This is a genomic window from Tolypothrix campylonemoides VB511288_2, from assembly GCF_045999855.1.
Classification (GTDB): Bacteria; Cyanobacteriota; Cyanobacteriia; order Cyanobacteriales; family Nostocaceae; genus Scytonema; species Scytonema bouteillei_A.
This window is the reverse complement of sequence record NZ_JBFPMW010000001.1, coordinates 1,002,063-1,015,537: the sequence shown is the minus strand read 5'-3', so window position 1 is coordinate 1,015,537 and position 13,475 is coordinate 1,002,063. Positions and strand designations below refer to the sequence as shown.

The window sequence follows — 13,475 nt, the reverse complement described above, 5'->3', positions numbered from 1 at the left end:
CCTCTATCGGGGAGATTAAGGGAGGTAAATCTCACTTCTACGCACAAGTTAGCTAAATCGGAGAGGTTGAGGTAGGTTAAAACGTCGGAGATGAAAAACAAGTATAATTTTTTACTATTGTTTTTGATTGTGAATCCACTCACTGAGTGGAAAATCCGCTCTGGCAAGTTTTTGTGAAACTAAAAACTTCTTTGTACTTTCTAACAGTTGCAGCCCCCTTGCTGGTAGTGGTTCTTCAGGAAATTGTGATAAAGGAAAAGAAGCTTTCACAATATCGACTGGGTATCCAGACGCTTGAGCGTGAAATTGGTAATACTCTTGTGGACGAGCTTTGATTTCTTTGAGTGATGTTTGTCTAATTCGATTCCATGTTTTGGGAAAATCGGGATACTTAGTCAGAAAAGTTTCGGTTGCTACAGCCACGCTTGTGCCAGGTAAATCTGGATGTTTGACGGCTTCATCCAGAACTGGATATCCTTTAGCACGTAAAAGGGGACCTGTTCCGGTTGCTGCTGCGATCGCAGCTACATTGCCTCTTTCTAATGCTGCTTGTGCTTCAGGAGGTAATAAGTGAACAACAGTGACTTGTTGGGCAATACCGGACTTTTGTAACAATCCTATCAAATAGCGGTGCATATAGGACCCTTTTGATGTAGCTACTTTTTGCCCTTTCAACTCTGCTAATGAACGAGGCCCATTTTTTTTAGCCACTAACCAAGCATTTGTACCTACCTGTTCTTGACCGATCAATTTTGTTGGTACCCCATTAGAGCGAGCTACAATAGCTGGTGTATCACCATAAATCCCAACGTCTACTTGACCTGCTACTAAGGCTTCATTGAGGTTTGGTCCGTTAGGAAAACTAAGCAATCGCAACTCTGTAATACCCAACTTCTGCAACTCTGGCTTGAGGCGACCTTTATGAAGCGCCCATCCCGCAGGTCCTATTGGGCTTTTACCACCGCCGCTACTAATATAACCAAGACGTAGGGTAGCACCATTGCTTGATGCAGGTTGAGATAAAGTTGGACTCGAACCGTGAAACACTCCCAAAAACAATGGCACAAGTGTAACTAGGGCTGTGAATTTAGCTGGTCTGCTTGCTTTTGGCAGAACTTTTGAACTTGGTAGAATCTGCATGAGGTAGGAATCGCGAACAGAGTGACACTTCCTTTTCATAGTCAGATATTGATATGTGTGATGTGCTTAAAAACTTGTTGTGTTACTTCATATGCTTCAACAACTCGTAAGTTGAGTCTTGTTTTGCCCCGCTTTCACGCCCGCGTCCCCAGCCAATGTCTCGGCGGTAACTTCCCAAAAACCCTTTTTCAGCCAAAACTTGTTCATTGACTGACTCAAGTGGCTCAACTTGGGGTGCGACATAAAGAGCGTCTGTGGGACAATACAACTCACACATGAAACAGGTTTGACAGTCGCTTTGTCTGGCAATAGTTGGCGGTGCATCTGGTACCATATCGAATACGTTTGTTGGACAAACGTTTACGCACACATTACACTCAATGCACTTTGACTCACTGACTAACTCTATCATGCTCTTACTCCTTAGATGTTGGAGATTGGAGATTGGAGATTGGGAAGTTTCTTTTTTCTAGTTTTTACTTCCCAGTCCCCAGTTCTCAGCCTCCAGTCCCTTAACCCACACTTTATCTAAACCTCCACTAACTAAAGAACGCTGTTGATTGGTGTCTTGTTGTGGATAGTCTAAATGTTTGTGCATTCCGCGAGTCTCTTTCCTTGCTAGAGCGCTGTTATACATCCATCTTGCCGTTGCTACCATCGCTGCGGCTTCTCTTGCTCGGATGAGATTGCGATCGTTCACTGCAAGGCTAGTGCGGATTTCTTTCCAAAGGTCATCTAAGTTGTGTAGGGATTCTGTCAAGCCTTTTTCGGTGCGGAAATAATTGCGATCGTATGGGAAGACTTCGGCTTGAGTTGCCCGAATTGCTTCTTCCACGTTAAGAGTGTGTTTGCTTGTAGGATTGAATGCAATTTCGCCTATTGGTTCGGTGTCGCGAACTTTTGCTCGCTCTCCTAGTTGTTTGGCGTAGGATGCCGCAGACTGCCCTGCCCAATAACCGGAAGACAATGCCCAAGCTGCATTATGGCTACCGCCTCCTGTGAATCCTCCACAAACTAATTCTCTTGTTGCAGCATCTCCTGCTGCATACAATCCCGCAACAGATGTGGCACAGGTATTATCTATAATTCTGATTCCGCCAGTACCGCGCACGGTTCCTTCTAAACGGAGCGTGACGGGAAAGTGTTGGGTGAATGGATCGATACCCGCACGGTCAAATGGTAAGAAGAAGTTAGGCTGTGCTTTCCGCATAGCTGCCCTCATATCTTCTTCTGCTTTGTCCAATATGGCATACACTGGTTGTGTCAAAAGGGTTTGGGCAATAACGGAACGACCTCGTTGCGATCCCGCACCCGGAATTGGTGTGCCGTCTTCGTAAGTAAATGTTGCCCAGTTGTAAAATAGGGTTTTGGTAACGGAAGAAAAAGCGGGTGCGATCGCATAGGCATTAGAAAATTCCATACCTGACATTTGAGCACCCGCTTCGGCTGCCATGAGGTAGCCGTCCCCTGTCAAGACATTGCACCCGAGTGCTTTACTTAAAAAAGCACAGCCTCCAGTTGCAATGATGACCGCCCCAGCCCGAACCATCCATGTTTTACCAGACTGACGATGGACTCCGGTTGCTCCTGCAACTGTACCCTCAGAATCTACAAGCAGTTGCAAAGCTGGGCTATGATCTAAAATTGTTACCCCTGCCCGTTTGACTTGCTTTCGCATCAGTCGCATATACTCTGGACCCTGCAAAGAACGGCGGTAGGGTTTGCCCTCATCATCTGTAGGAAAGGGATAACCCCAGTCAGCAAGCAAGTTCACGTTGGTATAGGTTCGATCGAGAACCCGCTTCATCCAATCGCGGTTTGATAAATAGCCACCCAAAGCTTCGCGAGATGCCATAGCTGCTTCCCTTGCTTCTGGATCGGGCGGTACATACCACACACCATTTCCAGATGCAGCCGCACATCCACTTGTACCGCAATATCCTTTATCTACGAGAACAACATTCCCACCGGAAGTTGCTGCACTCCAAGCAGCCCAAGTGCCAGCAGGACCGCCTCCTATAACGAGTACATCTGCTTGTATGTTTGGGTCAAAATCGCCTGTAGATGAATGCTTCATAATAGGGATTCCTGATGATTGTTTGCTAGTCTTTGACCGCATGAATTGTGAGGGGCTGCCAGATACGCAACTCCATCAAAATTCATGTGACAAACCACTCGTGTAAGGATGAAAACCAGCAGCTTTCTAGCAAAAGCTGCCGATCGAGTTCGCATTGGCATCTATAAAATACGGTTAATTGGTAGATTTACCGCATTAACCTAATAGGAGAGTTTTGCATAGTTTCTTGGGAAAAGCAAGCAGTTTAAAAAAAAGATTACCCGTTATGGGGCAGGATTGGGATAACGAGTGTAAACGGCATTCAATTCTGCCAGTATCTCTTTATCTAGAGTTACATTAACGCTATCTATGTTCTCTTGAAGTTGTTCGAGAGTTGTTGCACCAACGATCGTACTGGTGACAAACCAACGGCTGATGACAAAGGCGATAGCTAATTGTGAGGGTTTGAGATTGTGACTGCGGGCAATTTCAACATAAGCCGTAACCGCTTCACTTACATTCGGCTTGAGATAGCGCTGTCCAAAGTTTTCAAAAAGAGTCAGTCGTGTCTTCTCCGGTTTATTGCCTTCTAAGTATTTGCCTGATAGTAAACCAAATCCTAAAGGGCTGTAAGCTAGCAAACCAACATTCTCGTAACGGCAAGCTTCTGCTAAAGCAGAATCAAACACCCGATTCAGTAAATTATAAGCGTTTTGAATGGCAACAACTTTGGGCAGCCCTAACTCTTTGGCAATCTGACTAAACTGAGCCACTCCCCAAGGAGTTTCATTACTTAAACCCAGGTAGCGGATTTTTCCCTCCTTAATGACATCAGCAAAAGCTGCTAGCTGTTCGGCGATGGGTACTGTCTCACGCTCAAAATGAGGGTTGTACTCTGTTTGTCCAAAGGTAGGAACGTAGCGATCGGGCCAGTGGATTTGGTACAAATCGATGTAATCTGTTTGCAATCGCTTGAGGCTGTCATCTACCGCTTGCTTGATGTTGTCGCTTTTTATGTTCGTCGCTCCTCCCCTTACCCAAGTTATGGGGCGACCGGGTCCGGCAATTTTTGTAGCAATAATCAGTCTATCCCGCTGTTGCTTTTTCAACCATTCACCGATAAAAGTTTCAGTTCGCCCTTGTGTTTCAGCACGGGGTGGTACTGGGTACATTTCTGCCGTGTCAATAAAGTTAATCCCTTGGCTAACGGCATAGTCTAGCTGTAGATGTGCGTCTTCAATGGTATTCTGCTGACCGTAGGTCATGGTTCCAAGACAAATTTCGGAAACCTTAAGGTCGCTCTCACCAAGCTGATTGTACTTCATACGTCAGACAAAGTTTTTTCCGATGGTTTTCTTATCTAAGACTTAAAAATACTACATCTTGACATTAAAATACTGCAAACCTACCAAAATATGCGTATTTACAAGAAAATCTTAAGATACTATCAGACTTAACTTCAACAAGCAACTTAAGTTTTCAAAAAGTCACTCATAAGGAATTGTAGCTAAAAATACTTAGTAACTACAGTTTTTATGAAATACTTGTATCTAGTAGAATCAAACATCATAAATTCGACTGTATTACCGTACTTTGTTTGAAAATAAAGTTTTTTACTCTAAAAACCCATAGTTTTTCAGCACTAGTCTTTTGAATTTTGAATTATTGACTTGACAAAAAAAGGATTAAGGATGAAAGGTAAAGGATGAACAAAAATCTGACAAAATAAATATGATTTCCCTCAATTTATTGAGGGAATAGCTTCATACTGTATACTTCATCCTGCATCCTGTAGTTGATTCAACTTGAAAGTAAATTTCTTCTGCAATGAACAAAATTGTTTGGAACTTACTGCTCGCTACTCCGGTTATTTTAAGTATCTTCTCAGCCACTCATACAAAAGCTGTTGCCCAGTCAACAGAAACAACAGAACAGACAAAAAAAAGTGAAGAAAGATTAAGTGAACCAGATACTTCATCAAGTTCTTTTTTGCTCAAACCTAAAGAAAAGAGTTTCTCACGAACACCATCAGTTTCTGAGTTGGAAAGTGGCTCTACACCAACTGTACAATCGCAAAGTTCTTCAGCAAAACAGAAAGGAAATTTGCCACAAACTACATCGGTTTCCCAACTTTCGGATGTACAACCAACTGATTGGGCTTTTGTCGCACTTCAATCGTTGGTTGAGCGTTATGGTTGTATTGTAGGCTATCCAGACAACACTTATCGTGGTAACCGCGCTCTTTCTCGTTATGAGTTTGCTGCAGGTCTTAATTCATGCTTGGATCAAATCAATCGCCTCATTGCCTCTTCTACAGCTGATTTGTTAACTAAAGAAGAGTTAGCTGCTTTAGAAAGATTAACTAAAGAGTTTGGACCGGAAATTGCTGAGTTACGAGGGCGAGTGGACGGTTTGGAACCTCGTGTTGCTGAAGTAGAAGCCAATCAATTTTCCACAACGACCAAATTGGTAGGTGATGCCGTCTTTGTACTGGCTGATGCCATCGGACCGCGAGCAAACAACACAGAACCGGATGATACTGACGATGACTCTAACACCATTTTTGGTTACCGCGCCAGACTGGGTTTACAAACTAGTTTTACCGGTAGAGACCAGTTAACAACAAGTTTAACGGCATATGGTATTCCTAACATGGGAGCTTCCACAGGAACTCAAATGACCCGTTTTACCTTAGATGGAGGGGCTAACTACCCAGATAATGACTTGTATGTTGATGCTCTGTATTATCGTTTCCCCATAGGCAGCAAGGCAACTGCTTGGGTAGGTACTCGGACACTCAATCCACCTGCTTATATGCCGACAGTTACAAACTTAACGGGTAGCGCTCTCAACGGTGCTTTTTCTCGATTTGGACAGTTTAACCCCACTGTTTACCGACCCGGTTTTGATGGTGCGGGGGTAGCATTTGCTTACCGATTTAGCGACCAACTGCAATTTCACGCAAGTTACATACTTGAGAACTTTCAATCTAATTTACCAACAAGAGGTTTAAGCAACAGCACGTCCCTCGCCATTGGTCAACTCACTTTCTCTCCCAGTCGCAAATTAGATGTTGCTTTGACTTATGCTCGCAAATACTATATTGCTCAATCTGGTTTTAACTTGACTGGAGGTACGGGAAGCGCCTTTGCCAGAAATCCTTTTCAGCAAAATGCTACAACATCTGATAATTTTGGGCTTCAATTCAACTGGAGAGCCACTCCTGGCTTTGCTCTGGGCGGTTGGTTTGGCTATACTCGCGCACACCAAGAAACAGGAGGTGATAGCGAAGCAACAATTCTCAATGGTGCGCTCACTCTTGGGTTCCCCGATTTATTTAAAGAAGGTAATTTAGGAGGATTTGTGATTGGTGTACCGCCCAAAGTGACAGATACTGACTATAGAGTAGCAGGACAGCGCAGAGAAGATCCAGATACTTCTTTACATATTGAGGCTTTCTATCGCTTCCGGTTAAATAGCAATATCAGTGTTACGCCCGTTGTTTATGTGATTACCAAACCAGAACATAATGATGCTAATGACCCAATTTGGGTAGGCGTTCTTCGTACCAGTTTTGCTTTTTAGCAAAAGTTTATGTTGCCAATTTGTTTTTTTTCTTAAAATACTACGGTAAATCAATCAATATAAAGTAAGCAATGTTTTTTGTAGGAGCAAAGTTGGGTGCTTGACCAAATTCTTCAAATCTTACTCAGTCAATGGAAAGCATTGACAAAACTCCGCTTCCAGAGGCGTGACAGAAGCCAGGGACTGTTGTCTGTCTTTTCCAAGCCATTTTTTGGAGCTTTTCTTGCTGGCTTATTTCTGAGCTTGTTATTTGCTGCATGTTCTGCCAATAATACTGCTGACACTTCTAACCCTACAGCCACATCTGTTGCTAACAGTGGTTCTACCAAAGCATCAGTCCTCAGATTTGGCTATCAAAAATCAGCAATTCTCATTAAAGCCAAGGGGGTTTTGGAAAAACGCCTGCAACCCGAAGGCGTATCTGTTGAGTGGATTGAATTTCCTGCGGGTCCGCAACTTCTAGAAGCCTTAAATGTTGGCAGTATTGATTTTGGTCATACAGGCGAATCACCACCAATTTTTGCCCAAGCGGCTGGTGCAGCACTGACATACATTGCAGGAATAGCCGCTAGCCCTCAAGGTTCGGCAATTCTTGTTCCGCAAAATTCTCCTATTAAAACATTAGCCGACCTAAAAGGCAAAAAAATCGCTTTTCAAAAAGGTTCTAGCGCTCACTATATGTTGTTGCAACTGCTAGAAAAAGCAAAATTGCAATACAGTGAGATTCAACCCGTGTATTTACCTCCAGCTGATGCTCGTGCTGCCTTTGTCAAGGGTAGTATAGATGCTTGGTCTATTTGGGACCCCTTTTATGCAGCTGCTGAAAAAAACGCGAATGCTCGTGTTTTGGTAGATGGTACGGGTGTCAACAAACAAGGCGGATATTATTTAGCCAGTCGCAAGTTTGCGGATGAAAACCAAGAAACGATCAAGGCAGTCTTAGAAGAAATCCAAAAATTGGAGGAATGGTCTGATAAAAATCGGGAGGCGGTGGCAGAAACTCTTTCACCCGTATTGGGGATTGATTTGGATACAATGAAACGAGCTACCAATCGAAAACGTTTTGGGGTTGTACCCATCACTGACGATCTGATTGCTACGCAACAGCAAGTTGCAGATACATTCTACAACTTGAAGTTGATACCGAAGAAGATAGATGTTAAAGAAGCTATGTTAAAACCAGAACAATACGCGTCACTGTCTCCTAAAACATAATTTGGGTAGTTTTTAGTAGTAATACTTACTAAGTAGGTGGTGTGAAAAATTGTCGTCATGACAAGGCAGATGGCAGAAGGGAAGAGGTTTTTAGGCTTCGTTATATAATTCGTTTTTTTGCGCCTCTCTACTTACATCCCGTTATTGGTGGGCATTGCCACCCTACTATTTGCCTGTCCTTTATTTAGGAGCGAGCAAGATACCCGATCGCAAGATATTTTGTATTTGAAAACCACCAACTACCAACCACTCACCACCAACCACTTATGACAAATCTAACCGAGTTATTACACCACCGCTATGGTGTTGATACCATTAATACAGATATTCCTTGGAACGAGACTATAGCAAATTTGCTTTCTCACCGTTCGATTCGTGCTTATCTTTCCGATTCTGTACCGCCCGGTACCCTGGAAACTTTGGTTGCTGCGGCTCAATCTGCCTCTACTTCCTCTAATCTTCAAACATGGAGTGTCGTAGCTGTAGAAGATGCACAACGCAAAGAAAAATTGTCACAACTGGCTAGAAATCAGGCTCATATTCGGCAATGTCCTCTATTTCTTGTTTGGCTAGCCGATCTAGCCCGTCTGGCTTACATTGCTGAGAGTCGCGGTTTGCCTCATGAGGGTTTGGATTATTTAGAAATGTTCCTGATGGCAGCCATAGATGCAGCACTAGCAGCCCAAAACGCAACTGTAGCTGCTGAGTCTCTGGGTTTGGGAACAGTGTATATTGGTGCATTGCGGAATCATCCTGAGGAAGTCGCTGAAGTTCTTAATTTGCCTCCTCATGTCTTTGCTGTATTTGGGTTGTGCGTGGGTTATCCAAATCCCGCTCAACCTGCTGCTATTAAACCACGTTTGTCCCAGTCAGCTATATTGCATCGGGAAACGTACAAGCTGGCAGAGCAAGATGAGGCGATCGCACAATATAATGAGGTCATGAAAGATTTTTACACCTCGCAACAGATGAGCGTTCCAGGCGACTGGTCGGAGCATTCTGTTAAGCGAGTGATTTCGGCTGAGTCTTTATCCGGACGCGATCGCTTGCGTGAAGCTTTGAAAACTTTAGGCTTCGAGCTGCGATAACGGTAGAGAATGGTTAGTGGTTAGTAGTTAGTTGTTAGCTGTAATCTTTTTAACAACAACTAACTATTAATCACTCACTAGTAAGTATGTATAAAAAAATGGATTTACAACTGAACGGTCAAATTGTTTTAGTAACAGCAGCAAGCAAAGGTTTGGGTAAAGCGACAGCGCGTCAATTTGCTCGTGAGGGAGCAAAAGTAGCTATTTGCGCCCGCAGCGAGTTAGTTGAAAAAGCGGCTGCTGAAATTGAAAACGAAACGGGTACAGAAGTCTTGGCCATACGTGCAGATTTGACTAAACCCGAAGATGTTGAACGGGTTATTGAGACTACTGTCACCAGATTTGGAGGTTTGGATATCCTTGTAACAAATACAGGCGGACCGCCATCGGGTAGTTTTGATGATGTCGATCTAACGGAATGGGAGACTTCTGTAAATTTGATTTTGTTAAGTGCAGTTCGACTGATTAAACTGGCATTACCTTATTTGCGTAAATCATTTACTCCGGCAATTCTTACCATCACTTCCTCTTCAACGAAACAGCCAGTTCAAAATCTAATTTTGTCGAATTCTATTCGCTTGTCTGTGATTGGTTTAACAAAAAGTTTAAGTCGAGAACTCGGGCTTGACAGAATCCGTGTTAATAGTATCTTACCTGGTTGGACTTATACAGAACGAGTTGAAGAATTGATAGCAGCCCGTACTGCAAGAAATGGAAAATCTCCCGCAGAAGAAATTGCGAATATCAATTCTACAGTGCCTTTAGGTCGTATGGGTAAACCCGAGGAGTTTGCTAACGTTGCTGTTTTCTTGTGTTCGCCTGCGGCTTCGTTTATCAATGGAGTGATGTTGCAAGTCGATGGGGGGCTTTGTCAATCTGTGCTTTAGCAAATGTCTGTTGTGAGGATATGAACCGCAAAGACGCAACAAAGGAAGCGTACTCTGAAGGAGTTGCCACAGGCTAGAGCGAGAAAAAGGAAGATCGGCGATATTCGTAGTGGGAAGTGAGAGATATTTTTCTTCTGACCCTCTTGACTCTCCAGTGTACTGGAGCATTCATGATGAAAGTAAGTTGTTAATGGGTGCTATTGAGAGTCAGGAGCAGTCTTATGGAGAATGCTATACTTAAGCTCCGGGGTATGAGTTGTGCCTCTTGTGCCAGAAGTGTTGAAAAAGCTATTAGTTCCGTTTCTGGTGTGGATGAATGCATTGTGAATTTTGGTGCAGAACAGGCAACAATAGAATACGATCCCGAAAAAACAGATTTACAAGTTATTCAAAATGCGGTAGCTGAGGCGGGTTACTCTGCTTATCCCCTACAGCAACAGAGCCCTTTGGCGGAAGATGATGTAGAAAAACGGGTGCGATCGCAAGAAATTCGAGTGTTAACGCGTAAAGTGGCGATCTCGGGTATCCTGAGTGCAGTGCTCGTCATTGGGTCAATACCAATGATGACAGGGCTACATATTCCATTGATTCCTACGTGGCTGCACAATCCCTGGTTGCAGTTGGTTGTAACATCTCCAATACTGTTTTGGTGCGGTGCATCGTTTTACGTCAATGCGTGGAAAGCTTTAAAACGTCGAGCCGCTACAATGGACACACTCGTAGCTTTAGGCACAACCACTGCATACGTTTATTCTCTTTTTCCCACCTTTTTTCCCAATTGGTTGACAGCCCAAGGTCTCAGCCCTGATGTCTACTATGAAGCCGCAGCAGTCATTATTTCACTGATTTTACTGGGAAGACTGTTAGAAACTCGTGCCAAAAGTCAAACCGGAGAAGCTATTCGTAAGTTAATTGGTCTGCAAGCCAAAACAGCACGTTTAATTCGCAGAGGACGCGAAATCGATATTCCAATTGAGGAAGTACAAGTTGGAGATGTTCTATTAGTCCGACCTGGTGAGAAAATCTCCGTAGATGGTCAAGTAGTAGAAGGCACATCCACTGTTGATGAAGCCATGATTACTGGGGAAAGTGTTCCCATTAAAAAACAACCAGGTGATGAAGTCATTGGTAGCACTATCAATAAAACTGGCAGTTTCAAATTTCAAGCCACACGAGTTGGAAAAGATACCGTACTGGCACAGATAGTCCAATTAGTACAGCAGGCTCAAGGTTCTAAAGCCCCAATTCAAAGACTCGCAGACCAAGTGACTGGATGGTTTGTACCTGTGGTGATAGCGATTGCACTGCTGACCTTTATCATTTGGTTTAACGTCACGGGTAACTTGAGCCTAGCACTGATAACAACAGTTGGGGTACTTATTATTGCCTGTCCGTGTGCTTTAGGTTTGGCTACGCCCACATCCGTCATAGTGGGCACTGGGAAAGGTGCGGAAAATGGTATTCTCATTAAAAGTGCCGAAAGTTTGGAACTTGCACACAAAATTCAAACTATCGTACTTGACAAAACTGGAACTATTACCCAAGGTAAACCCACAGTCACGGACTTTATAACGGTAAATGGAACAGCTAACAGTCATGAAATGAAATTGTTGCAACTTGCTGCATCTGTGGAACGTTATTCAGAACATCCCCTTGCAGACGCTGTTGTCAGATATGCCGAATCTCAAGAAGTACAGTTAGCCGCAGTCAAAGATTTGGAAGCAATTGCAGGTAGTGGCGTACAAGGTATAGTCTGTGACCATCTCGTACAACTTGGTACACAACGCTGGATGGAAGAATTGAGCATTCCAACCCAAGCCTTGCAACAAGATAAAGAACGTTTGGAATACTTGGGCAAAACAGCAGTTTGGATTGCAGTTGACGGACAAATGCAAGGATTGATGGGCATTTCAGATGCTATCAAACCCACTTCTGGTCAAGCAGTGAAAGCATTGCAAAAATTAGGTTTAGAAGTTGTGATGCTGACAGGTGACAACCGCCGGACTGCTGAATCTATTGCCCGTGAAGTTGGTATTAACCGTGTTTTCGCTGAAGTGCGTCCCGATCGAAAAGCTGCAGTCATTCAGTCTCTCCAAGCAGAAAGAAGGGGAAGAGGCGGAGAAAGGAAGAGGGCGGGAAAAGATTTACAATTATTCCCCGTTCCGCCACAGTCCCGTTCCATTGTTGCTATGGTTGGTGATGGAATCAACGATGCACCTGCATTAGCTCAAGCCGATGTGGGCATAGCGATCGGTACTGGGACAGATGTTGCAATTGCAGCAAGTGATATTACATTAATATCTGGGGATTTACTCTCAATTGTGACCGCAATTCAACTGAGCCGTGCCACAATTAATAATATTCGTCAAAATCTCTTCTTTGCTTTTATCTATAATGTAGCGGGGATTCCCATCGCTGCAGGAATTCTTTTCCCTATCTTTGGCTGGCTGCTTAACCCTATTGTTGCAGGTGCAGCAATGGCATTTAGTTCGGTGTCCGTTGTTACAAATGCTTTGCGTTTGCGGAATTTTCGAGCAAAACTTATTGTTTGAGGAACCCTTGCATGGCGCTGGCTTCTGTGTATCTCTATGATGAAAAACATCATCTACAGTTACACCTCAATTTTGTAGTTCAATTGATGCTCATCTCCGGGTAAACCTCGAAAGCCCCAATTATGCTTTGGTGTCTCAAAAATAGTCATCTCTAAATCTTGTGTTGAGATTCCAAGTACCTGAACTCGCTCAAACAATAGACGAATTAATTGCTTCTTTGTCTCAACACTCCGTCCCTCAATCATACTGAATTCAATAATGGTATACCGATCGGTACGACCTGCGGGGTAGAAAAAATCTGAAGCGTCAAGTGGGAAAAATCGATGTGCGCGTTTATCGGAGGGATACTGAAGCGCATCCATGACACAAGAATGAATGATATCAGAGAGTTGCGATTTGATTGGGTTAAGTCGCTCTCTTAATCCGTAAATTTTAGTTTGTACCATAACTTAATCTCCTGACAATCTCAAAGATCTTAATCTTAAATGCCAACAATACCTCCGCCAAAATAAAGAGGGCTTTCCGTAGTAGAGTTATTGTTTACCACAACTACAACTCAACACCGACAGAAAACCCATGCCAGATATATTAGCACTTTTGGAATGTTTGCAGCGATATACGGCAAGAACAACTCTAAGACGTTGGAGCGTCATCACATACGCGATTCTAGGGATGAGTGGAAGAATCACAATGCTCAAAAAGTTAAATAAGTTTTTATCATTGACTTACTTGGTTTTAGATGGTCATTTTGGGAATAATGGTGCTGTGGTGATGGCTTTTATGGTTAATGTTTCCCAGGTTTTGCTTTCTCACTTCCGTCGATTTAATCCCGATTTTAGCATTACAGACCTCAAAGCACTGTTCCGATATGCAAACCCACTGTCTACACGGTGTCCTGTTAGAGGTTGGGGTCAGAATTCCCAACAGAAGTGAACATAGCTGCCATCTGCCT

The 13,475-nt window shown here is 43.5% G+C and carries 11 protein-coding genes; 6 read left to right on the top strand and 5 right to left on the bottom strand.

What is annotated here, in order from left to right; all coding sequences use genetic code 11:
• Positions 1-114 precede the first annotated feature (114 nt).
• From AB0756_RS04270 to AB0756_RS04255, 4 genes are all read right to left on the bottom strand, one after another.
• Positions 115-1,179 carry an ABC transporter substrate-binding protein gene (locus tag AB0756_RS04270; protein ID WP_237266006.1) on the bottom strand — a complete coding sequence of 355 codons (1,065 nt, stop codon included), beginning with the start codon at positions 1,177-1,179 and terminating at the stop codon, positions 115-117.
• Positions 1,180-1,222: 43 nt separating this feature from the next.
• Positions 1,223-1,552 (bottom strand): 4Fe-4S binding protein, encoded by a 330-nt coding sequence (locus tag AB0756_RS04265; protein ID WP_038082337.1) that lies wholly within the window; start codon positions 1,550-1,552, stop codon positions 1,223-1,225.
• 57 nt (positions 1,553-1,609) lie between these two features.
• Positions 1,610-3,217: an FAD-dependent oxidoreductase gene (locus AB0756_RS04260; RefSeq protein ID WP_050046559.1), complete on the bottom strand. Its 1,608-nt coding sequence runs from the start codon at positions 3,215-3,217 to the stop codon at positions 1,610-1,612.
• 263 nt (positions 3,218-3,480) lie between these two features.
• Positions 3,481-4,521 (bottom strand): NADP(H)-dependent aldo-keto reductase, encoded by a 1,041-nt coding sequence (locus tag AB0756_RS04255; protein WP_038082336.1) that lies wholly within the window; start codon positions 4,519-4,521, stop codon positions 3,481-3,483.
• 502 nt (positions 4,522-5,023) lie between these two features.
• Here AB0756_RS04255 and AB0756_RS04250 point away from each other — a divergent pair.
• The 5 genes from AB0756_RS04250 to AB0756_RS04230 all read left to right on the top strand — a co-directional run bounded on the left by AB0756_RS04250 (position 5,024) and on the right by AB0756_RS04230 (position 12,523).
• Positions 5,024-6,781 carry an iron uptake porin gene (locus AB0756_RS04250; protein ID WP_038082332.1) on the top strand — a complete coding sequence of 586 codons (1,758 nt, stop codon included), beginning with the start codon at positions 5,024-5,026 and terminating at the stop codon, positions 6,779-6,781.
• Between the two features lie 96 nt (positions 6,782-6,877).
• Entirely contained in the window at positions 6,878-7,996 is a 1,119-nt protein-coding gene (locus AB0756_RS04245) for a sulfonate ABC transporter substrate-binding protein (protein ID WP_038082331.1), read from the top strand.
• Between the two features lie 266 nt (positions 7,997-8,262).
• Entirely contained in the window at positions 8,263-9,084 is an 822-nt protein-coding gene (locus tag AB0756_RS04240) for an NADPH-dependent oxidoreductase (protein ID WP_038082329.1), read from the top strand.
• 86 nt (positions 9,085-9,170) lie between these two features.
• Positions 9,171-9,971, top strand: coding sequence for an SDR family oxidoreductase (locus AB0756_RS04235; protein ID WP_237266007.1), 801 nt, complete (start codon positions 9,171-9,173; stop codon positions 9,969-9,971).
• Positions 9,972-10,192: 221 nt separating this feature from the next.
• On the top strand, positions 10,193-12,523 hold the full coding sequence (locus tag AB0756_RS04230; protein WP_038082328.1) for a heavy metal translocating P-type ATPase: 2,331 nt from the start codon (positions 10,193-10,195) through the stop codon (positions 12,521-12,523).
• Between the two features lie 59 nt (positions 12,524-12,582).
• On the opposite strand, the gene AB0756_RS04225 is transcribed toward AB0756_RS04230, so the two are convergent.
• Positions 12,583-12,969: a tautomerase family protein gene (locus AB0756_RS04225; protein WP_038082327.1), complete on the bottom strand. Its 387-nt coding sequence runs from the start codon at positions 12,967-12,969 to the stop codon at positions 12,583-12,585.
• Positions 12,970-13,099: 130 nt separating this feature from the next.
• On the opposite strand from AB0756_RS04225, the gene AB0756_RS04220 reads away from it, so the two are divergent.
• Positions 13,100-13,456, top strand: a complete 357-nt coding sequence (locus AB0756_RS04220) for a hypothetical protein (protein WP_038082326.1) — start codon at positions 13,100-13,102, stop codon at positions 13,454-13,456.
• Positions 13,457-13,475 lie beyond the last annotated feature (19 nt).

Coding starts and splice junctions, on each gene's coding strand:
- AB0756_RS04250 (WP_038082332.1), top strand. CDS start 5,024: ATGAACAAAATTGTTTGGAACTTACTGCTCGCTACTCCGGTTATTTTA.
- AB0756_RS04230 (WP_038082328.1), top strand. CDS start 10,193: ATGGAGAATGCTATACTTAAGCTCCGGGGTATGAGTTGTGCCTCTTGT.
- AB0756_RS04220 (WP_038082326.1), top strand. CDS start 13,100: ATGCCAGATATATTAGCACTTTTGGAATGTTTGCAGCGATATACGGCA.
- AB0756_RS04255 (WP_038082336.1), bottom strand. CDS start 4,521: ATGAAGTACAATCAGCTTGGTGAGAGCGACCTTAAGGTTTCCGAAATT.
- AB0756_RS04270 (WP_237266006.1), bottom strand. CDS start 1,179: ATGAAAAGGAAGTGTCACTCTGTTCGCGATTCCTACCTCATGCAGATT.
- AB0756_RS04265 (WP_038082337.1), bottom strand. CDS start 1,552: ATGATAGAGTTAGTCAGTGAGTCAAAGTGCATTGAGTGTAATGTGTGC.
- AB0756_RS04235 (WP_237266007.1), top strand. CDS start 9,171: ATGTATAAAAAAATGGATTTACAACTGAACGGTCAAATTGTTTTAGTA.
- AB0756_RS04225 (WP_038082327.1), bottom strand. CDS start 12,969: ATGGTACAAACTAAAATTTACGGATTAAGAGAGCGACTTAACCCAATC.
- AB0756_RS04260 (WP_050046559.1), bottom strand. CDS start 3,217: ATGAAGCATTCATCTACAGGCGATTTTGACCCAAACATACAAGCAGAT.
- AB0756_RS04240 (WP_038082329.1), top strand. CDS start 8,263: ATGACAAATCTAACCGAGTTATTACACCACCGCTATGGTGTTGATACC.